18 protein-coding genes and 1 pseudogene are annotated in these 20560 nt (G+C 44.6%); 3 read left to right on the forward strand and 16 right to left on the reverse strand.

Features of this window, described 5'->3' with window-relative positions; all coding sequences use genetic code 11:
- Positions 1 to 27: 27 nt before the first annotated feature.
- From MHB56_RS03215 to MHB56_RS03225, 3 genes are read right to left on the reverse strand one after another with little or no spacing between them, the layout of a single operon-like run.
- Positions 28 to 861 carry an energy-coupling factor transporter transmembrane component T family protein gene (locus MHB56_RS03215; RefSeq protein ID WP_341086988.1) on the reverse strand — a complete coding sequence of 278 codons (834 nt, stop codon included), beginning with the start codon at positions 859 to 861 and terminating at the stop codon, positions 28 to 30.
- Positions 848 to 2590 (reverse strand): ABC transporter ATP-binding protein, encoded by a 1743-nt coding sequence (locus tag MHB56_RS03220; protein ID WP_341143250.1) that lies wholly within the window; start codon positions 2588 to 2590, stop codon positions 848 to 850. Before MHB56_RS03220 ends, MHB56_RS03215 begins: the two co-directional genes overlap by 14 nt.
- The gene (locus MHB56_RS03225) at positions 2583 to 3461 is read right to left on the reverse strand and encodes a cell division protein FtsQ (RefSeq protein WP_341143251.1); all 879 of its coding nucleotides are present in this window, start codon (positions 3459 to 3461) and stop codon (positions 2583 to 2585) included. The genes MHB56_RS03220 and MHB56_RS03225 overlap by 8 nt, the downstream gene beginning before the upstream one ends.
- A gap of 181 nt (positions 3462 to 3642) precedes the next feature.
- Here MHB56_RS03225 and MHB56_RS03230 point away from each other — a divergent pair, with 181 nt between their 5' ends.
- A complete protein-coding gene (locus tag MHB56_RS03230) occupies positions 3643 to 4476 on the forward strand; it encodes a MurR/RpiR family transcriptional regulator (RefSeq protein ID WP_076127116.1) in 834 nt (277 codons plus the stop codon).
- A gap of 31 nt (positions 4477 to 4507) precedes the next feature.
- Here the strand turns inward: MHB56_RS03230 and MHB56_RS03235 are convergent, their stop codons facing one another.
- The 3 genes from MHB56_RS03235 to MHB56_RS03245 form a co-directional block, all read right to left on the reverse strand.
- Positions 4508 to 4768, reverse strand: coding sequence for a helix-turn-helix domain-containing protein (locus MHB56_RS03235; protein ID WP_036688642.1), 261 nt, complete (start codon positions 4766 to 4768; stop codon positions 4508 to 4510).
- A 15-nt stretch (positions 4769 to 4783) separates the two neighbouring features.
- Positions 4784 to 5776, reverse strand: coding sequence for a hypothetical protein (locus tag MHB56_RS03240; RefSeq protein ID WP_341143252.1), 993 nt, complete (start codon positions 5774 to 5776; stop codon positions 4784 to 4786).
- A gap of 1010 nt (positions 5777 to 6786) precedes the next feature.
- Positions 6787 to 7089 carry a DUF6809 family protein gene (locus MHB56_RS03245; protein WP_076127124.1) on the reverse strand — a complete coding sequence of 101 codons (303 nt, stop codon included), beginning with the start codon at positions 7087 to 7089 and terminating at the stop codon, positions 6787 to 6789.
- Positions 7090 to 7194: 105 nt separating this feature from the next.
- Here MHB56_RS03245 and MHB56_RS03250 point away from each other — a divergent pair, with 105 nt between their 5' ends.
- Complete coding sequence (locus MHB56_RS03250) at positions 7195 to 7413, forward strand: helix-turn-helix domain-containing protein (protein ID WP_076100339.1); 219 nt, start codon at positions 7195 to 7197, stop codon at positions 7411 to 7413.
- Positions 7414 to 7473: 60 nt separating this feature from the next.
- On the forward strand, positions 7474 to 7695 hold the full coding sequence (locus tag MHB56_RS03255) for a helix-turn-helix domain-containing protein (protein ID WP_076127127.1): 222 nt from the start codon (positions 7474 to 7476) through the stop codon (positions 7693 to 7695).
- Between the two features lie 93 nt (positions 7696 to 7788).
- Here MHB56_RS03255 and MHB56_RS03260 read toward each other — a convergent pair whose 3' ends face one another.
- The 10 genes and pseudogenes from MHB56_RS03260 to MHB56_RS03305 all read right to left on the reverse strand — a co-directional run bounded on the left by MHB56_RS03260 (position 7789) and on the right by MHB56_RS03305 (position 20543).
- Positions 7789 to 9510, reverse strand: a complete 1722-nt coding sequence (locus MHB56_RS03260) for a helix-turn-helix domain-containing protein (RefSeq protein ID WP_341143253.1) — start codon at positions 9508 to 9510, stop codon at positions 7789 to 7791.
- Positions 9511 to 9618: 108 nt separating this feature from the next.
- Positions 9619 to 10395 (reverse strand): IucA/IucC family C-terminal-domain containing protein, encoded by a 777-nt coding sequence (locus tag MHB56_RS03265; protein WP_341143254.1) that lies wholly within the window; start codon positions 10393 to 10395, stop codon positions 9619 to 9621.
- A gap of 1 nt (position 10396) precedes the next feature.
- The gene (locus tag MHB56_RS03270; RefSeq protein WP_076275214.1) at positions 10397 to 11446 is read right to left on the reverse strand and encodes an ABC transporter substrate-binding protein; all 1050 of its coding nucleotides are present in this window, start codon (positions 11444 to 11446) and stop codon (positions 10397 to 10399) included.
- Between the two features lie 404 nt (positions 11447 to 11850).
- Positions 11851 to 14427 (reverse strand): glycosyl hydrolase, encoded by a 2577-nt coding sequence (locus MHB56_RS03275; RefSeq protein ID WP_341143255.1) that lies wholly within the window; start codon positions 14425 to 14427, stop codon positions 11851 to 11853.
- Between the two features lie 185 nt (positions 14428 to 14612).
- Positions 14613 to 15761: pseudogene (locus tag MHB56_RS03280) on the reverse strand (DUF3626 domain-containing protein).
- Between the two features lie 310 nt (positions 15762 to 16071).
- Positions 16072 to 16716: a Type 1 glutamine amidotransferase-like domain-containing protein gene (locus MHB56_RS03285; protein ID WP_076182759.1), complete on the reverse strand. Its 645-nt coding sequence runs from the start codon at positions 16714 to 16716 to the stop codon at positions 16072 to 16074.
- A gap of 377 nt (positions 16717 to 17093) precedes the next feature.
- Positions 17094 to 17858 (reverse strand): VOC family protein, encoded by a 765-nt coding sequence (locus MHB56_RS03290; RefSeq protein WP_340010557.1) that lies wholly within the window; start codon positions 17856 to 17858, stop codon positions 17094 to 17096.
- A gap of 2 nt (positions 17859 to 17860) precedes the next feature.
- Positions 17861 to 18667, reverse strand: a complete 807-nt coding sequence (proC, locus tag MHB56_RS03295) for a pyrroline-5-carboxylate reductase (RefSeq protein WP_340010558.1) — start codon at positions 18665 to 18667, stop codon at positions 17861 to 17863.
- A gap of 17 nt (positions 18668 to 18684) precedes the next feature.
- Positions 18685 to 19512 carry a MetQ/NlpA family ABC transporter substrate-binding protein gene (locus MHB56_RS03300; protein ID WP_076141012.1) on the reverse strand — a complete coding sequence of 276 codons (828 nt, stop codon included), beginning with the start codon at positions 19510 to 19512 and terminating at the stop codon, positions 18685 to 18687.
- An 11-nt stretch (positions 19513 to 19523) separates the two neighbouring features.
- Positions 19524 to 20543: a uroporphyrinogen decarboxylase family protein gene (locus tag MHB56_RS03305; protein ID WP_076127146.1), complete on the reverse strand. Its 1020-nt coding sequence runs from the start codon at positions 20541 to 20543 to the stop codon at positions 19524 to 19526.
- Between the last annotated feature and the right edge of the window lie 17 nt (positions 20544 to 20560).

The raw sequence follows: 20560 nt of genomic DNA on the forward strand, positions 1-20560 counted from the left end.
TCGTCTCCTTTGAGCTTGTAAGTTATGTTAATAAACCAGTTCAGGGTAGAGATAACCAATACAGAATATCAAGATGACATAAGCAGTGGATCCGGATAAAAAGTACCAGTCGGACCGCTTCATTTTCAAATAAGATAACTTGATCTTCTTCACTTTCTTATTATTAAGGCCGTAGCTAAATCCCCGAGTCTCAAGTGCTTCAATCGTTGTTCGAGAACGTTTAGCTGTGTTCAACATGAGCGGGTAAAATGCCAGAATGACGATTCGCAAATAATACGTTATTGTTCGCCAGTAGAAAATTCCATGTTGAAGCGGTCGTTGCCCTCTCAATCTAAAGGAAAGTAGGATCTGATGGAATTCCTCTAGTAAAGTAGGCAAAATACGATAGCCATAAGATAAGCTGAATGCAAAAGTATCAGGGATTCCTAAGGACAGTAAGCCGTCACTAAGTCGTTCCGGATCAAGACTAGAGAAAACCGTAATACTCGCCAGCGAAATCACCGAAAGCTTAAGCGTCAGTGTCAGCATAGGCAGCAAGGATTCAATCCCCCCGCCGAAAAAGAGCGACAATATAAACATCCAGCCAATCTGGCTGATTAAGCCGAGACATAATATAAAAATAATATAGGGGCTGACCCGGGAGAGGACGGTTGTTAAAACCATAAGCGCGAACATCCCTAACAGGATTGTCCGGTTATGTACAAACCAAGGCACGATGGCAAAAAAGAGATACCAGAGCAGCAGGGTTCGCGGGTCCAGCCTGCCCAGAAAAGTGCTGCTGCTGTTATATGCGGTCCCGAGCAACTCCAATTTGATTTGTTCTACAGATATACGGTCAAGTGCCCGTTTAACGGCTTCCATGGATTGCAGCTACCTCCTTCTTTTCCACTAAACTCACAAACTCTTCTAAGCTACTGCAAATTCTAGGGAGACCGAGCATACGACTTAGCTCCATCAATTGGGTCTGAGCCAGACCCGCACGCCGTAAAAGAAGGCCGTCAGCGAAAATTTCATCCTTCGTCCCATCCGCAATTACCCGCCCTTGATGCATTACAATTATTCTGCTGGCCCATTCAGAGACAAGCTGCATATCATGAGTTGCGATGACGACCGTCTTCACATGATTACGAAGCGTCTCCAGCACATGTACCATTTCTTGTTTGGTCGAAATGTCCAGATTAGCTGTCGGTTCATCAAGCAACATGATAGCAGGCCTAACCGCGGCACCAATCGCCAAGGATACCCGGCGCTGCTGCCCTCCACTTAGCAGTCGGGCATCCCGTTCAGCCAGCTCGCTTAAGCGAAATGCCTTTAGCATCTCATCCACTCTTCCATCCGTATCTGGTAGTTTCCGCGCCTTCAGATAATAAGCAATTTCCTTACGCACAGAATCCTCGATAAACATTTCCTCCGGATTCTGGAATACGTAAGCTACCGTACCGGAGAGACGTTCAGGCGGTAGCCCGTTCACCGTCATTTCTTTAACCTTTACGGTTCCAGCTGTAGGTCTGACAATACCAGCAATCAGCTTCATTAATGAAGATTTACCTGCTCCGTTGTTGCCAATAAGAGCAATGGACTCTTCCTGCCCCAGTTCTAGCTGAATTCCATTCAGTACAGGATGCAGCACCTTATGAATCGTACGGTAAGAGAGGTGAACATTCTCCAGCTGAACGATAGAATTTTCTTCTTTTGCAGCTATGGGGAGCTGCTCTTGCATACGTCCGATTGGAAGTGTCTCCTTGGCATCCTGACGAAGCGTCATGCGGGTACTGCCTTCCTCAGCATTTAAGGGAAGCAGCTTTGGCTTCTGATCATCAGGCTGTAGCAGCCAAGCCGCCCGGGTCACATCCGGTGGGTATATGCCCAGCTCTAGCAATTCTTGTACAGATGACAAAGCTTCACGCACAGGCTTCTGCCAGCGCATTTTCCCCTGATCCATCAGGACAACATTTTTGCAATAATCCGCAATAAATTCCGCATGATGCTCAATCACTACAATGGTCTTTCCATGCTCCTCATTCAAACGCTGCAAAATATCATAGATATGACGGGCATGCTGCGGATCCAGCTGGGCTACGGGTTCGTCGATCACCAGAATTTCCGGATCCATAGCTAGGGCTCCAGCTAGAGCGAGCAGATGTTTTTGCCCACCACTTAACTGCCAAATAAATTCATGCCTCAAGTCACTAAGTCCGGTTAGCGCCAGCGCACGCTCTCCCCGTTCCTTGTAATCCGTAAACCCATAATTTAGAGGTGTAAAAGACACATCATCAAGCACTGTCGGTCGTACCAATTGATTCTCGAAATCCTGATAAACATAACCGATACGTTTGGACAGCTCTGCTACACTTTTTCCATCCGCAGATTGGCCGCAAACTGTCACCTCTCCACTGAAATCACCAGTGTAATAATGTGGAATTAAGCCGTTAAAGCATTTGCAGAGAGTAGATTTCCCGGAGCCATTACTGCCGATGATCGCAATAAAATCCCCTTCTCCCAGTCGTAAGTCTACGTCTTGCAATACTGGTTGTTCGGCTCCCGGATACGTAAAGTTAATTTTGTTCAATTCAAGAATTGTATTACGCATCTGCTTGACCCGCTTCCTGTCTTTTTCGTGCCGAACGCCGAAGCAGTGCAATAATCGCCGTTGCCGCTACAACAGCCGCTACCAACATACTGAGCCAAATCAAGGTCTTTTCATTCGATTCCGCGCCTGCAAGCTCAAAATCACCGAAGTTCCAGCCCGATTCCGATAACAATTCCGAACCCACCGCTACCATCACTAGAAAGGTTCCGGCAATGACCAGCTTAGGAGATAGCCATGCTCCTGTTGCATATTTCATATTCCGCTCACGCGGCTTCATGCCGAGCAAAGGTTCAATTTTTCCATATAAACGCGGAACCAGATACATGGTAGGAATCAGCGCGAACAAAATGCCGGAGAAAAGGACATCATTCAGGAACCCTACTCCCTCAATTACAACGATACTTTCTGCCAGTCCTTTAACAGCCTCTAGCTCTTCTACCCCTACCCATACCTTCACAATATCTATAACGGAGCTAAAAAACTGGTGAATCGCCACGCCGGTAATCGCAGCCACTCCAACCTGTCTACGATTCTTCGGATCAGATACCATGCGGCCTGCGGTATACATCGCCAGTGAGAAGGTAATGAATTTCTCCAGCTCCCCTAAACCTCCAAATTGGCCTAACATCAATTCCCCGAAGATTACCTCACCAACAGCTGCTCCGACCGCCGCATATAAGGGGTGAAACAACATACATAATGTCAAAGGAATGAAGGCGAAATATTCAATGGATAATTCAATCGGGCCCAGTTTGATCCCAGGCACTAGCTCGGTAAACATATTGGACAACCCGTAAAGCGACATCGACAGTACAAAAATCATCATTTTTTGTGACTGAGTCAGTGTGAAACGCGTTTTTATCGTGCTCATGAAATATTTGGCCTCCCAATAAGAATTTATCTTCATTATAAGAAGGCCATGTCATCACAGCTTTTTTCATTTGTTAAATGAGAGTAATATTTTTTTCAATATTTTTAACGTTGTAAAAATATTTACAACATATTCACACGTTATATTCTATCTATCGCATCATCATAGGAGGATTGAGAGATTGTATAAAGATTGGAACCATCGCGCTTTTTCGCCTAATCAACGGATAATTGCCGACTTTATTCAAAAAAATGAGCAACGTGTGGTCTATATGACCGAACAAGAAATGGCAGACGAGCTGCATTTGAGCATCGCCTCTGTTTCACGGTTCTGGAAAGCTGCGGGATACAAACATGCCAAAGATTTTAAAAACCGGCTCCGTTTCCGCTTTGAATCCACACCTTCTGTAAAAATGCGTGATGCCATGCAGCGATCAGACGATACCTCACTCCCTCAACTGCTGCTGGACAATTGTTCACATCATTTGCAAGAAACACGCCGCTATTTAAGCGACGATGTACTAAAGCGTGCAGTAGATGCGATATCTACAGCTCGGATTATTTATGTATACAGCCCTGGACCTTGCGCCGGATTAGCAGAGCTAATGATCTATCGAATGGCGCGTTTTGGTCTTCAAATGAAAAAAATGGCCCCCAGCGGCCATGAGCTGCTAGAGACCTTAATGCATGCTGACAAACAAGATGTCTTGCTTGTCTTTGGATTTGTGCAAATACTGCCTGAGATTGAAGTCATACTGAACCATGCACGTGAAGCAAATTACCAGGTCATCCTGATCACAGATAGACTTGTCTACCCGCGATCCCAAGATGCAGATATCGTGCTTTATGCGGGGAGAGGTGAGGTTTGGGAGTTCCATTCCATGGTTGGCCCCACCTATATTATTGAGAATCTGATCCTTGGAGTGGGATTAGCGAATAGGGACAGTAGTCTAAGCAAGCTGGATAAATTGCAGCAATTGCGCGCGCAGTATGGGGGGAAGCTCCCACGGAGTTAGGTTTAGATTTGACTGCAAGGATAAGGGGAATTTAATTCATTCCTAAAGCTTCTTTAATTTGTGGGATAGATAAACCGTTTGCTTTCATTTCTTTGATCCAAAGAATGCGCGCGACGGTTTCTTCTCTTTTATATCTGCGTGTTAAATTCTCCTCTGCCTGTTCAAAGGGCAGCATGCCTTCTTCTGTATAATGTTTGAGTGTACTATAACGAGCATTTGTGATTCTTACTAATTCCCCTATCGATACATATTCTGACGCCATAATATTCTCCATGGATCGTTGTCTAGACATTGATAACCAACTCCTTTACAGCGGGCGCTTCGGAATAAGACGCACACCTTGAATTGGCACTTTCATCATTACAAAATGTGGGATCGCATCGTAGACCAAATTATCAATTTTAAGAGTCGCAATCGATCCTCTCTCCAGCACCTTAACTTCATGTCCATAGGACATTAATCTTGTAATAACTGCGTCTAACCTTTGATTAGAATTATCAAACCAGGACTCTGTTTCTATAAAGACAGCTCGTGATCGCTCTAGGGCAGGGAAGATAAGATTGAGACTGCTGCCGATAAAGGTCTTCGCAAACTTTGTCTTCAATGCTAAAAAACGTTTGATACCTAACTCGACTCCCTGGCGAATTTGTATAGGAAACAGCGCCTTTGCCCATAAGTTACTTTGGTATAGATCATGTAATTTGATATTCACCTCTTCTAATTCGTTCAGCGAGAAGAAATCATGCATACATCCACATTCACGAAGTAGCCATAGCATACAAATGACCTGATCTGTTACTGGGCCCTCTTCCAAAATCTCTGCCCGCATATTCTCTGTAATGCTCGTGTACGCCTCCATATTACTGCGATAGGCTCTAATTTCAACTTCAGCAGAATCAAAATACATGTCGCTCCCTATCAGGCTTGGTATATCTTCAAGCAAATTCATTGCTTGAAGATAATCTGAAATCGCGGTTTCGAACTTTTTTAATTGATGGTTAGACTTCCTCGAAGCCTTCTTTAACCACCAATTTAGGTCACCCGTTACCTCAGCACTATTCTGAAGTAAGGGTTGTACAACAGTTTCTCTATAGAGTGTTGAATGAGATTGATCAAGTGCTTCCTTGTGCAAAGTTAACTTGTTCTCAGATTGTGTAAAACATCCCTCTAAGTAAAGCTCCAATATAACCGCTGCTGCCATGCAGCGCAAAGACACTTTCTTAACAGTAGTCATCTGAAGACTTCTCTGTGCATTAAGCGCGATCAATGAAAAACTTGGTGCTAATTTAAGATCCATCATAACCATCCACCCCTATCCATTAATTCGTATTTACAGGATGATATTTATTCCGTATGGTGAGCGTTTGATTAACTTACTACTTACTACTTACTACTTATCACTTACAATACACCATCTTTACAATAATTGTCAATGGTCTGGAATAACGTAAAGAAGGCCCTGCCCTTAATGGTCAAGCCCCGATTTTACAGGCACCAAAAAAAAAGACCCTAGGCTATAAGCTGCTTCCGGTAATCAACCAGGGTATCTTAGAAATAGGAGGATCAGTTCTAACGGGAATTTATGTAGCCAATGAAGCAATTGGAGCATCCGGCTGGTCACAAAAAAGAAGTCGCCTTGTAAAGCTAAATAAAGAAGGCTGGCCATGTGAGCCTGCCTTCTTTATTCACTCAGATCAATAAGTAATTTGGTTAACTCTAGATTTTCAACCTTGTCTTCTTTGACGACAAAGGCAAGGGAAGGATGATAGAATCCTTCGTCAAGCTTGATAACGTTCACCCAATAGTTAACAACACCATCTACTTTCTTTTCGCTGCGGGATGCCTCAGGGATAGCTGCAATGATATCCTTTTCACTGCTTCTGATACCGATATTTTTATCCGTCCTAAGCGAAGAAAGAGAGTTAATCGGTATATCAACTACGCCTCCGACTGGCTTAGTTTCTCACTACGGTAAAACTGATCGTCAAATTATCTTTTTCATATAACCAGCGCATGTTAAGAGGTTCCCCCACTTCCGTCATCCGTTTCGAATGAATTCCCGCTCCGCTTTTTTCAAATGCTTTAATGAATTTTCGAAAGAATATGGAATCTTAGTCCTAAGTTTAGAGAGTTTTTCAACCTCTCCCATAGCGATAGCTTCCTTAATAGCAGGAACCAACTTCGCTTGAATAATGCCCCAACTTTCTGCCTGAAGAAGTTCGTCTATCAACATATGCGGTTTGGAATATTGTTCAATTTTTGTTCTCCTCTTCTCGATTTCTACCCTCTAATAGCTCTATCTTTATTTTTTCAAGACATAGCTTCTCCCTTAGAGTGTATAAGTTCATCCTTATGTTCTAATACTTCTATTATCATAGCGGCCCCCATTCTGAATCCGAGAGTATAGGCGGAAGCGGATGAGATAGAGTTCTGCATGCCACTCAGATCCAAGGCTTGTTCAATCATAGTAAAGTCTTCTATAGATAACTTTGCTTTTAGGATGTCCATAAACTCTGAGATTAGCTTGGAGTTCTGTATATACTCGGGATCGCGTAAACACAAAAGTTCACTTGGACAGATTTTCCCGTAATATAAATCCTCCAAAAGACTCACCAGTCATCCCTCCCAAATCATCTCTTCAATCATCTTAGCGAATTTATCGCTAAAAATCAATAGCGAATAATTCGCTAAGATATGCTTGCCTTGGAGGTGTTTAGTATGTATCAACGTATCCGAGATTTGCGTGAAGATAAAGATTTAACTCAAACCCAAATGGCAGAGTATTTGCAATGCAGCCAGAGGATTTATAGTAATTATGAACGCGGTGATGTTGATATTCCCACGGCCATTCTGATTAAGCTAGCAGATTATCATAAGACGAGTACTGACTATTTACTAAACAGAACGAACCAAAAAACTCCTTACTCTAAAAGTTAAATTTAAAGAATGAGTAGATATCGCAGTTTTCAAAGGATTTCATTCTTATGCTGATGAGCATTGTACACAGGAATCCGTGATTTACGCGAAGACAAAGATCTGACACAGCAACAAATAGAGGAGCTTTTACATATTACACAAGCCACCTACTCCCGCTATGAAAATGGAAATTTGGATGTTCCGAGCGCCGTTTTAATTACGCTAGCTAATTTCTATAAAGTAAGCATCGACTATATTTTAGGTCAGACAGATAATTCTAAATGCTATCCCAACAAAAAATAATCCGCAGCACAAACAAGCTCCTGTGATAATCACAGGAGCTGTTCACGTTTAGGCTAAAAATAGCCTGAAATTAGGGGATTCTCTTAGATACGCTCAGGCCAGCAAGGTACGGGCTACCTGATCCACAATGTAATTGATACCTGTCGGTCCGTAGCAGCCGATCCATGTAGCGGCATCTACCGGGTATATATACGGCCGCTCATCGGAATCCAACATCCCTCGGACGCTTTGCTCTGTCGCAGATACCCCCTCCTGCATCATCTCGTTACTAAGTAAAAAATAATGGCTGGCATGCACAGCCGGCAGTCTATCAACTGTAATATGATAAGCCGTGTCGGAAGTGTCTGCGACAAATAGAGGAGCAGGCAGACCAAGATCCCGGTACAGCACGGCACCTGTGCGATGGGAGGCAGTATGCACCCGTACCAGCGACTCACGCGGACGGATCAAGGCCACGCTCTGACCCGCCAGCGCCGTTGCAAGCTGCTCAGACAGCAATGCTGTTCGGCGCAGGTAATCCGCAATAATACGCTCCACCTCTGTCCGCTTGTCCGTCAATTCACCGAACAGGCCCAGAATCGTCTGCCAGCTCTCATTCCGTTGAAACATTAGGGTTGGCGCAATCCGGCTTAACCGTTCATAATGCTGAGCATGCACCTCAGTACAGACAATCAAATCCGGCCGCAGCCGTTCAACAGCTTGCAGGTCCGGGTACTCATAAGTTCCGAGCATTTCCGTTGTCTTAAGCCTTTCCCTGATATATTGGGGGAATTTTAACGCTGCACTACCCGTTCCTACACTCCCTGCCGGAGATATCCCAAGCGCAAGCAAATGGTCTGCATATTGAACGTCGAGTACGGCGATACGCCTCGGAGAAGCGGTGACGCAATATTCGCCTCGCATATGACAAATTACCGGGCCTTGCAGCGACTGGTACGATGAGGCCAGGCGATCCGGCAGCCCAGAATATGCTGAGAGAGCACCGATCCCTGAAGCAGCAGTGCGCCTGTAGATCTGCGGGGGAACTCCGTGATATTTCTTAAATGCCCTGCTAAAGTAATACATGTCGCGATAGCCCGTTTTTTCTGCAATTTCTCCGATGGGAGCATCCGTATGACGCAACATCCGCTCGGCACTCTCCATCCGCAGCTGGATTACATATTCCATCGGTCCTAGTAACTTCTCCTGTTTGAATCGCCGCTGTAACTGTCTTGTACTGCATCCGGCAAGCGCTGCCAGCTCCTTAAGCTCCAGCTCCTGACGATAATGCCCCGCTATATAGGCAGCGACAACATCCACCATATCCGCCTCTGTGCCTTTCTGACCACATTCATACTCCATAATAAGCTCGTAAAGCATTCCTTGCAGTAGCGCATTCGCATGGAAACGCTCCAGCCCTTCGCCCCGGCTCCATTTGGCTTCGATTTGTTCCGCAGTCTGATGCAGTTCAGCCAGGAGCACAGGACGGTGAACAAATGAAGTTCGTAATGGGTGATTGCGCTGCGGAAACAGAACATGGGCAGCCCCCAACATTGGAAAAGCCTTGTATATAATAACAGTATAATGAATGGTTTCTGATCCAGCAGTCAAAGTAAATGCTGATCCCTTGACTGCGTGACAAGCGAAATAGGCCTGGATATGGCAAATTTCGCCATTCATCACAAGCCTACCTTCCCCGCCGCCTGCCAGCAGCAACACATTGGCTGTTAATCCGGTTTCGCTCATAACGCCGCCGGGTGGCAAAGTACCGCTACGCACATCAAGCATCTTGATCGTTGTATCACTCCATAAACTTGCCTGTTCTTTCAGCGGCATTTCTCTCATCTCCTGACAATAGCATCCTCTGTTAAACGGGCGCACTCGAATAGGATTACATGCTTTAGTGAAAGCGCGTCCGCAACATAAGTGAGTGCGTTGCTGTTGTCATTTTAATTGAGATTCATTCTCATTGTCAATTTTCGGACATTTTCCGCAATATTCCGCCGACATCCTGTAATAAAAACAGCAGGTGATACGCTTGTTTTTTGCAACCGGAGCCAGGTCATTGTTCTCTGTGAACCGGGTAAACGGATTGCGTCTTGCGCCGAACAATTGTCCGGGAGCTATCCGGGTCAGGAAGGCAAAATCGGCTTGCATTCGTTGCCTCTCTTGCCCAAATTCACCTGTTCCAGGAGAATACAACGGGGCAATGCGTACCATAATATTCTCCCAAAGTACTGCCATGGAGACGGGACCAATTGCAGCAAGCGTGTGCAGCAGCGGCGCAAGACGTACCGCGAAAATTTCCTCTACGATCTCTTCTCGCCACGCTTCCCTGTCTTCCGGTGCCGCCGTCGCTCGAAGCCCGTTCAGCGCAAGGAAAGGAAAACGCGTATCCCCTTTAAAAGCTGAGGAAGCCGGATGATAGAGGAAGCAGTTCTCCAGCGGGATGGAGACTTCCCGGTTATGAAGGGTCATAGCGGTCAGCATCGGCGCGATCCACAGATAACCGATCCGCTTGGCCAGCATGGAAGCGGCAACCTGCATATCAGGCGCACCGATATAACCCTTAAGCCAGCTTACATATTCGCGGCATGCAGCTTCTTCGTGCAACTGGCTAAGGGCAATTGTCCGAACGTTTCCTTCAGGCGGTTCACCTACCCACAGACGGTATTCCTCCGCCATTTGCTTCCAGGTGGCAGACGACAGATAGTTGTCCATTTTAATGCGATCCCAACAGCGCTTCCGCGGTTTGATCTACAATAATATTGAGGGCAATTGGCCCATAATAAGCGATCCATAGCGTTGAATTCACATTGTATACGCGGTTATTTTTAACGGCATCATGAGATTTCCAGACCGGACTGTTCGCCATTGCCTCTGCCTCTTTGGCAAACAATTCATCCGATAACAGGAAATAGTGATCTGCTCCGATATCAGCGATGGTCTCCATCGAAATTTCAACGGAGGTATCATCTTTGATCTCCTGAACGAATGCAGGGATATTCAATCCCAAATCCTCATAAAGAATGCTTCCGGTCCGATGTTCGGGACCGTGTACGCGAATACCTTCCGGTCTTGGGCGAATCAGAGCTACCGTTTCGTCACCCAGCTTCGCCGACAGCTGTTCCCGCAGTCCGACGATTTTGTCCTCGTAGGCTTGACGCACTACCTTCGCCTCCGCCTGCTTGCCCGTTATCATACCGATTGTAGCCGATGTATCCCGCCAATCTTCATAGAAGTCGAGTACTATTGTGGGCGCTATTTTACTAACGCTGTCATACACCTGCTCCTGAAAGTCCGTCATCAATATAAGATCCGGATTCATCGCTACAATAGCTTCAAGATTGGGCTCATCGCGTGTGCCCAGGACCTTCACATCACCCAATTGTTCACTTAAATATTCTGGAAACTTTGCATCTTTCGCTCCAGCCACAACGCTGCCTGCCGGATGCTCGCCTATCGCTAACAATTGATCGACGAATTTCACATCAAGCGCGGCGATGACCTTCGGCTTCTCAGTCAGCGTATATTCGCCCTTCATATGCGAGATGGTAACCGGGAAGGCTGCAGTCTGAGCCTGTGTCTCAGATGTAGGTGACGGCTCGGCTGAAGCAGATGGCAGTGCGGCAGTGCCCGCATTTGCTCCACCTCCAGTACCGCAAGCCGTTAGCACAAGTACCAGCGCCATCATCCATATCATTAATAGTCCTGCTTTTTGGGCAGCTTCTACCTTTCTAACGGTTGCTTGCCTCTTCTTTGTTCTTTTCATGCTGACTCCCCCTTATGTATGATAATGATTTTCATTATCAGATCAATAAAGCGAGTATAATCTATCTTCACACTCTATTTCCATGTACTTTTGCGACATTGCAGCCGGATTAATGCGACATTGCACACCATAGGAACGACTCAGGAGAACCACGGCTGGCTACAAAAATTCCACAGAAGCACCTAAATCCCTAATTTTAACAAAAATTTCTTTGCTCCTGTTCTGAAAATAGCCAACACAGTCGATGGTAATCTCGCTCAATTCAAGCTTTTCCTTCTCCAGAAACTGATCATCGAGCAATCTGGCTACTTCAGAAATGGTTCTTCCATTGCACTCCCTGCTTCTTCCCAAAATGAAAAAAGGTATCTTTGTATTACACAAAGATACCTTTTTTCATTAAAAGCTTACGGCTCAATCCCCCACACAAGCTGACCATTCATATACCCGGTGACCTGTTCATTGTTGATGAACTGACTGCTGGATGCCTTGAACGAATAATCATTAGCCTGGTTGTAATTGGACCAGTCGGTTTTGGAGAAACGGGTTTGAATTTCTGCGCTCTGACCTGGATTAAGTGTTCCAGCCGAACTCGTGAAACCAATTTCCAAAACATAATCGGCACTGGCAACAGGAGTCGCCAGCTTAACGAAATTGCCGGTTACATTCGCATTTCCGATGCTGGCCCAGTCGATCCAGAAACTCTGATCTTTCTCGCTATCAATCGTATAGTAATACCGGACCTTCACATCACTTAGTTGAATCGCTGAATCACCGGTATTGACTACTTTGATTTTGGGTGAAATCCCGTTGGTGGAGGCACTTGTGTTGCCATTAAAAGCTTGGACCGTCAAATCTCCAGTGGGTACTGGAACACTGCTATCCGTTACGTTCACTGTAAGAACAGCATTATTTCCTCCATTAAAATGAAAGGTTAGGGTATTCTGTCCCAGCGGCAGCGTGGAAAGATAGGATTTTTTCAGAACAACAGCAGCGCTTGATGCCGTATAATCCTGACTCGCTAAAAGTGTGGAATTTCCATTTGTGATACTTGCAAGCTGGTGTCCATTTAAGGTAAGGGCTACGGAAATATCCTGGGCTAGATTCGCCGCTTTATCAAATGCCGCGCTCACGGGCGCAATGGATGCGCTTGGCGTGGAATCGACAATTTTCACTTTTAATACGGGATCTTGTCCTTTATTGAAATCAAAGATGATCGAATGCTCGCCAACCGGCAGTGTCGCCAGAAATGCTTTTTTGAGCAGCAGCGTATTTCCACTCAAGGTATAATCCTGAGTCGCTGTCAATGCATTGGCGCCTGTCCGGAGAGCGGTTAACGTATTGCCGTTTGAATTCACGGTGATGGCTTTGTCATTCTGATTGGAGGCATTTTTATCAAATTCGACGTTTGCAGGTGTGATAGACGCACTTGGAATTGGATTGTTAACCTTCAAATCAGGCAGCTCATCGAGCGTGATTACATAATTGCTTTGGTACAGCGTTGTTAAGGTGGCCGGATAATTAAAGGCGGAACTCATGAGATGCTCACCATACCACGGTAAGAAATAGAGCCAGCCCGATTTTTCCTCTGTCAGATTCTGAACGCTTGGAACGGTGTCGTTCTCCGTCATGGCTACCATTTTCGTACCGCCGGTTAAATCAACAAGCTGATAGAAAATCGAGGTAATCGCGTCCTCATTGGGCACACCAGACAAACCGTCATAGCGGTTATAGATCGTGTTGTATTTATCATAGCCTACAATATCCACCTGATCATCGCCGGGATACCATGCGGGAGAAGTGCTGTACACGTAGCTGTTGTAGGTCCAGATCAAATTGTGCAGACCGTACGTTTCTGTAAGTTCAGTATAGAGCAGGTCCCACAACTGCTTGTACACCTCCGAGCCTGCCGAAGCCCACCAGAACCATGCACCTTCTCCATTCAATCCACCGTTGCCCTCCGCCTCATGGAAGGGTCTGAAGATAACCGGCACATTGTTATTTTGCAGAATCTGCAGTTGCTCCGCCAAATCCCCAATGGCCAGTTGTACATATTGGTATTCTTTCGTACCTGGAACTACCGCATTGGCTGTATTAAAATTGGTTTCTGTCGGCTTGTAGGTGGCTTTCTTCCAATCTACAAATTCCCCGAGCTGATAGGCGGTGAAATCTCGGGGTACAGTGATATGCCAGCTGTTTGTCGCGATCCCGCCCCGGTTATTCACCCAATCGATCATCCGGGCGGTCGTACCATCCTCCCAGCCGTAAAGCGGATTGTAATTCATCAGATCAAATCCGCGGATCGCCGGATACTTTCCCGTTAAATTGTGAATCCAATCAAACTCCAGCTCGGAATTGCCGTCATTTCCTCCTCCGTAAATCTCCTGCTGGCCGGAGATCATATGATTGCCGTAAACCTCCGTTAAATAATTCATCAGAAGCTGAGTTTCCGGAGTCGCTTGAGTATCGCTAAGGACAGGTTGCACATCCAGGGGATCAAGATCGGCATAATCCACAGTGAAGGTATCAAAATAAGCGAAACCCCAGCCAGCCTTCAGTTGAATAGTGTTGCTGCCTTGATTCAGCTTGTGATAGCCAAAATCGAAATTCGACCATGTGGTCGTATAGGGCAGCATATACGACCCCTTCGTAACGCCGTTAACGGCTAAAGATTGAAGCCTGCCGTCAGCACTGAGCTCCTGCATATAACGTGTGGAGATCGTATACATGCCAGTTTCCGGAACAGTCACTGTGAAGGAAATTGTACCGGAATTCTGCATCCAGACAAATCCGCTTCCAGAGTATCCGGGTTTGGGCTGTCCGTAAATTTGGGTCGTCACTTGAAGATCGGAGGTGAGCTGAGCGTTTTCGCTTTCAATTGTGAAAAGTGCGTTGTCTGCATGAACGGGCGGCGCTGTCATCAATCCAAGTAGCAGAGTAAATGCCAGCATCATTGTGATTGCCTTCTTGAGCAAATTTTTCATTTCCACCTTTCCTCCCTATGTTAAATATGGTAAATAAAAGTTCAATATACCATCTCTTGGATGCGCTTTCATAGATAAGATAGCATATATTCCATATTTTGTAAATCTATCAAATCGAGAAAATTTCCACATGCAAAAAAACTCCCACCAATATTTATTAGGAGGAGTTAAATAACATTGGCTTCTTACAACTTAAAGTTTCGGAGCGGCTTTCCGTACCGTACCAAAACATGCCATAAGAGTTTTAATTCTTGAAGTACTTCTTTTTCGGTTCCTCGGTCCCGCCATGCTGAAGGATCATGCTTTAAGTGCATAGCAGCAGATCCAATCATGCTCGTATCGATATAACCGTCATGAGCAATACGCTTAGCCAAGGAGGGCATCGTAGGCCCTCTAAAATCTGAAGGCACTTCGTCTACCCACATCGCGAATCCCATGTGCCAATAGAGTTGGATGGCATACTGTAAACATATTTGCTCCAGGACTTGCCCTGTTGGAGTACCCTTGAATGAAGGATCGGCTACTAAGATTTCCACATCTTCCTTTAGACGGATGTTTCCATGAACTTGCGCTTCAATATAGTGGTTAAGATTACGTTTAGCTTCACCCTTTGAAGGGTCTGAAAACGGCATTGTGAGGTTGACCCGAAGATGGTCGACTAATTTTTGTGATTGAAGATCTTTTTCCCCTAGAGCGGAATCTCTTAAGAAAATCTCCTCTAGTAATGCCGCCATCATATCATCAAATTCTGCATATGTCCCTTTCTGTACAGGGTTTTGATGCGAATCCATATAGGTGTATGTACTGCGATAAGAAACCTCAGGGAATAGGAGGAAATAGCAGGAGCCAAAGCGCGGAGCTGGCCCATCCGAATGACGCATCAAATCAAGAGCGCCATATTTAGGGCGTTCGCTATTCGAAGCACCCTCTTGTTGGTATGCTCCTCCAAATAGTCTTTCCTCCCACAAATCACGTGGACCGCCAGAATAGGCTGATACACTACCACTGGATAACAAGGTCTCAAATTGGCTCTTCTACACACCTTGCTCCAATAGCGCCTCTGCAACACTTTTCTTTACCGGATCTAGTCGATCTGGATGGAAATGTAGAGCAATCTTCGCATGTGACTTTATTTTGACCACAGCATCTTCAAACTCTTCCCGATCCACATTAGACATTTGAAGAATTTCATGGATGGTCTGAACTGCTTCACTTTTTCGAGTTCGCGCGTAATTCGTAACATATTCTAAAGCCGATAATTGTGACTCCGATAGTTCCTCAGTGAACTGAGACTCTCTTTTTTTATTGGCATTTGCATCGCCTTTCCACTCCATTGCTTATTCACTCCTTTCTAGACCCAGTACATAAGAAAAGAGACTTGATTTCTCCTCTCAGTGTATCAAACGCTTCTTCACTTAAAACTTCATATCCTTACCATCGCAGATTTCGATAACTTCACATGGATCTCGAATGATATAAATTCAAGATCGAATGTTGCTGGCTTGAACATCGTATGCGCGTTATGCGTAATCTTCCTTTTTCGCAGGAGTAATCAACTCGATTTGCTCGTAAGGTGCTGTCAAATAGGGACTCAAAACAAATACCATTCAGTTAACCGTCAGTGTCACAACCACTCAACCATAATTAGAGCGTCTCAGCCAATTTCTGAATCTTTGAGTGGGAAATTAAATATACATTGCCTATAATGTCGATTTTGTTGCCCTTCACACGTACAGCACCATCTTTGTCTGCCGCCACATAAATATCCATTTTATTTGATAAAGGGAAACGCTCCTCAATCATTGCGGTGTTATCATGATCAAAATGAGCTTCAAAAGAAAAGTGATTAAGAGCCATACCTTCACAAACAGTGCATTCATCCACATATTCATCAGACATGTTCATCCCACCAGCACTTGTTCCCATTACAACAGCATTGCTTTTTTTAATCAAATCCGATAATTCATATTCCGTCAAAAGGTGCTTTTGGTCCCGAGCGGTTCCACCACATAAAAAAACGACAGAGGCGTTTTGAATTAATCGCTGGGCATCTTCCTTCTGCGTGCGGTCATCAATGAAATGATATTCATCAAAATAAATGTTAGCCTGATTAAACCATGTCCTTTCAAAAACACTATCAATATTAACTTGTTCATCACTAAAATCAGACGATTCAGCGCTAATCATAACAAGCGATTTTCTGTCTGTTATATCCTCATGCAACACATTGACTAGCTTCTCAGAAAAGCCCTTATCATAAAACCAATCTAAGTAATAGTGAGTTTTCATCCGTAATTACCTCCATATGTAATATCTAAATTTATCCATTATGTTTATCAAAATTCATAGCGCCAGGCAAGTGAAAAATGTCTATAGTAATATAAATTTAGAGGCATAATCAAAGTTTTTTATCTGCGCTAGATCCACATTAAGCTTATCCGGCGAGGAAATGGGCCACGTATTTTTGTTCTGCACCGATTATCTTCACCTCCTTTTATATCATGGACATCGTACCATATAATGAAATTCAATAAATCTTACAAATTAATTAAAACAAAAAAATCCAAGCATCATTAGTTCCTTCGGTGAACAGCAAAAAGACTTACTCGAGGTATCGATCCCTTCAAGTAAGTCTTTATTTCTAAAATTATAAAGATACTAGTCCCTTAAACGAAAACATACTCCCCATCACCAATCGAAATCTTCTTCCCTTTCAGGTCTAACGAATCCGTTTCAAAAACCACCTGCTTGAATTGGTTCTCGTCTCCTTGCACGAAAGCAAATGATCTATCGCCAATCTTAAGGCTGAAGGTATCATCCTCTGACTTCGTAACTGGCAGTCCGAATATCGTTCCCCAATGGTTGGCTGCAGCTTCAGGATCGGAGACATGGAATACAGCACGCACGATTTCGACTTCTCCCGCAGGATGAGGCTTAATGACTCCAGATGATGTTAATCTTTCCACTCGCTCTGTATCCGTTCCGCTCCATTGAATGATGAACGGATAGACCAGTCCCCCAAAGTCACCATCAATGGTCATCATCCGCCACTCTATTAATCTTCCCTCGTTATCTAGACGCTTACCATCGATAATTGGAGATAATGATAAGCCTGCTGCTTTCAGGGAAGCCGCTACTTCTTCAATATCATCCGTCCGGATGACTACTCTACTTAGAACTTCATGTTCTGGTAGAAGTTTTACTGCATCTTTCACCACTAAATTATGTTCAGTTGCCTTTGCCAGCTCAAGATTCTCAATGCCCAGAAACTCGAGATAGGTTAGCCCAAAGTAACTTAAGGCATTATAGGTTCCCCAATCTTTATGAGAGCCTCCCTTAAAAGCAACCAATCCATGAGCTCCAAAGAGCTCAACCGGTTTGGCCAAATCATTGACATAGTGAACTAAATGATCCCATTTCATCGTTGCCATGCTTACTTCACTCCCAGCTCAGTAGTACGTTTTACGGCTGCCAGAACACTTCTTTGCAGACCCGCTGCGAAATCACTATTGTTTAATTCGTACAAGCCATGCATGCCGACACCGCCAGGTGAATTATTAATATCCAGCAGCTGTCGTGGATGCAGCCCTGTCTGTTGCAGCATTGCTACCGAGCCCATCATATTCTCCAGTGCAACCTTCCAGGCTTGCTCACGCGGCAGTCCGGCAAGTACACCTGCATCCACGAGAGATTCAATGAAATAATAGATATAGTTAGGACCCGCCACACCAAATCCAGTGAAAACATCCATTAACGCCTCATCCAGATATTGTACTTTTCCAAAGCCGAGTAGGAAATGCTCCACTTGATCACGAGTAGCATAAGCATTTAACGCTACACCACTATAGCCATATCCTGTATCAGTCAAAGTATTGGGGATAACCCGGATAATGGGCCGTTCAGCTCCAAAATAACCAGCTAACTGATCATTCGTCACACCCGCCACAATCGATACGATTGCGGCAGAAGCTGTAGCGAATTGTTGTACGTTTTGACCAAGGGTAGTTAAATCATCCTGTGGGCGAACTGCCACTACAATCACATCTGCTGTAGACAGGTTATGCTCTTGCGAACTCTTCGTATCTACACCGTATTTCGTATTTAAAAACTGCAGACGCGCTTCATTAATATCCGATACACTAATTTGATTTACAGACAAGGTGTTATTCGCTATACATGCGCGGATGATCGCTTCCGCCATCTGTCCGCCACCAATAAAATGAATCTTTTCTTTGGTCACTCCGTTCACTTCCTTAATTAATTGTTGTCCCAAGCTTCAGGTAGAATGAAACCATCATATTTTTCTAATCCAAGAATATATTCTTCAAACTCTTTGGATTCATAAGCAGCTTTCAAATCTTTAGCCCACTGAGAATTTTCATCCTTTTTATTAACCGATACGATAATTCTGTGTTCCATAGGTGTGTTTTCTATTTTTAAAGCATCCGTAATCTTTCTGTCCGAATTAGCAATATAATTACCATTTACAACGCCATAATCAACATCTTGAAGGGAGACAAGGATTTGAGCGGGGTCCAATATTTTAATATCAATATTATATTTATCCGGTTCCATACTATTAATATTAAAATCCGCTACGCCTGCCCCTTCTTTAATTTTGACCCAACCCAATTCTTCCAGAATACGCAGTGCACGCTCTTGGTTTACCGGATCGTTCGGAACAGCTACGGTTGTACCGTCTTTAACATCGTCTAGCGTGGTATGATTTACAGAATAAAGGCCTTGTGGAGCACCTGGAACATAAGCAATTCCGACCATATCTGCATTGATTTCTTCGTTAATGGCCTCCATATAAGCTGTACTTTGGAATATGCTTGCGTCAATGGAGCCTTCCTTCATTGCTGGATTGACCTGCATGTTTTGCGAGAAGGTTTTAATGTCAACGGAATACCCTTGTTTCTCTAGAATCGGTAGAATCGATTGGCGGAATTGTTCCTCATAGGTTCCGACACCAAATCCAACGGTAAGCTTTTTCTTATCTCCAGAATCCCCCGCCTCTTTATTGCCACAAGCCGTCAACACTGCAAGAACACCTATCATCATCACTAACATTAACTTTTTCATGCTTACTTCCCCTATTCCAATATAGATTTTTTAAATTGTGCCAACGCCTCATCCGTCACATTGAGTGGGATTGCGCAATTTGGAGATAGAATAAACGGCTGGTCTTTCATTAACTTTAATGCATCTTCAGCTTGCTGCTTGATTTGGGCAATATCGTTTACCGCAAACAACCCATGATCGACTCCACCCACTTTAGTAGCTTTGAGATTTGCCTCTAACCCTGGATTCCCCTCGGCTATCGTATCCCAACTGATCCCGTCAATCCGATAATCGTTAAACTTCTCAGGCTGGGCGTAGGCTCCACAAGTATGAAGAATGTTTTTTCCATAGCTCGCTGCTTCTAAAACAATAGAATCATAAGGTCTGGACAGTTCGTCAAACATAGCTTCATCAAATAATCCTGGGTGAGCTGTGCCCGTCACTGCGTAGAACAAACCGTCAGAACCCGCTTGCTGTAACTCTTGTACATAATCGGCTAAGGTTAAGGAAATCGCATGTAGCGCATGATGTGCTGCCGCTCGATGTTCTTTAAACAAGGATTCCAAAGTTACCGGGTGCTCAATACCAAACACCGTTTTAGTAACGTAAGCAGAACGCCCTACAATAAATAGCAATACTGTTAATGGTGAAAATACAGTTTGGATTAGCGGGGTGTCTGGTAACCCTTGACGAATTTTTCTAACCGCATCTAAATGCTCTGCCAAAGGGGCTGACTGGACTGCCTTTTTGACGTCGATATCCCACAGACTAGCCGCTGTTGGAATAGCCGTCGTTTGCTGTCTCGGAAATACGGTCTGATAATCCGTAAAATCGTATTGATTCCCCCAAGCTTCCGCCAGATAAGTCGCTCTTGGATTAATCTTGACCCAATCCCAATCATATTTTTTCGTAAAAGAAATCGTAGTTTCTGCTAAATCATCTGCAGTTTGTTCTTTGTCGATAAAATGGCGCCAACCACTTCCGATTGGACGATCCGCCCGTTCTCCAGATAATAATGCTTTAAAACGATCTTGCTTACTCCATTCACTCATCTGTCGAGTCCCTCCCA

Source organism: Paenibacillus sp. FSL H8-0315 (genome assembly GCF_038005365.1).
GTDB classification, from domain to species: Bacteria; Bacillota; Bacilli; order Paenibacillales; family Paenibacillaceae; genus Paenibacillus_AQ; species Paenibacillus_AQ odorifer.

Excerpts from the sequence above, each read along its gene's own strand:
- MHB56_RS03215 (WP_341086988.1), bottom strand. The coding sequence starts at position 861 with ATGGAAGCCGTTAAACGGGCACTTGACCGTATATCTGTAGAACAAATC.
- MHB56_RS03220 (WP_341143250.1), bottom strand. The coding sequence starts at position 2,590 with ATGCGTAATACAATTCTTGAATTGAACAAAATTAACTTTACGTATCCG.
- MHB56_RS03225 (WP_341143251.1), bottom strand. The coding sequence starts at position 3,461 with ATGAGCACGATAAAAACGCGTTTCACACTGACTCAGTCACAAAAAATG.
- MHB56_RS03235 (WP_036688642.1), bottom strand. The coding sequence starts at position 4,768 with ATGTCTAGACAACGATCCATGGAGAATATTATGGCGTCAGAATATGTA.
- MHB56_RS03240 (WP_341143252.1), bottom strand. The coding sequence starts at position 5,776 with ATGATGGATCTTAAATTAGCACCAAGTTTTTCATTGATCGCGCTTAAT.
- MHB56_RS03250 (WP_076100339.1), top strand. The coding sequence starts at position 7,195 with ATGTATCAACGTATCCGAGATTTGCGTGAAGATAAAGATTTAACTCAA.
- MHB56_RS03260 (WP_341143253.1), bottom strand. The coding sequence starts at position 9,510 with ATGCCGCTGAAAGAACAGGCAAGTTTATGGAGTGATACAACGATCAAG.
- MHB56_RS03265 (WP_341143254.1), bottom strand. The coding sequence starts at position 10,395 with ATGGACAACTATCTGTCGTCTGCCACCTGGAAGCAAATGGCGGAGGAA.
- MHB56_RS03270 (WP_076275214.1), bottom strand. The coding sequence starts at position 11,446 with ATGAAAAGAACAAAGAAGAGGCAAGCAACCGTTAGAAAGGTAGAAGCT.
- MHB56_RS03275 (WP_341143255.1), bottom strand. The coding sequence starts at position 14,427 with ATGAAAAATTTGCTCAAGAAGGCAATCACAATGATGCTGGCATTTACT.
- MHB56_RS03285 (WP_076182759.1), bottom strand. The coding sequence starts at position 16,716 with ATGAAAACTCACTATTACTTAGATTGGTTTTATGATAAGGGCTTTTCT.
- MHB56_RS03290 (WP_340010557.1), bottom strand. The coding sequence starts at position 17,858 with ATGGCAACGATGAAATGGGATCATTTAGTTCACTATGTCAATGATTTG.
- MHB56_RS03300 (WP_076141012.1), bottom strand. The coding sequence starts at position 19,512 with ATGAAAAAGTTAATGTTAGTGATGATGATAGGTGTTCTTGCAGTGTTG.
- MHB56_RS03305 (WP_076127146.1), bottom strand. The coding sequence starts at position 20,543 with ATGAGTGAATGGAGTAAGCAAGATCGTTTTAAAGCATTATTATCTGGA.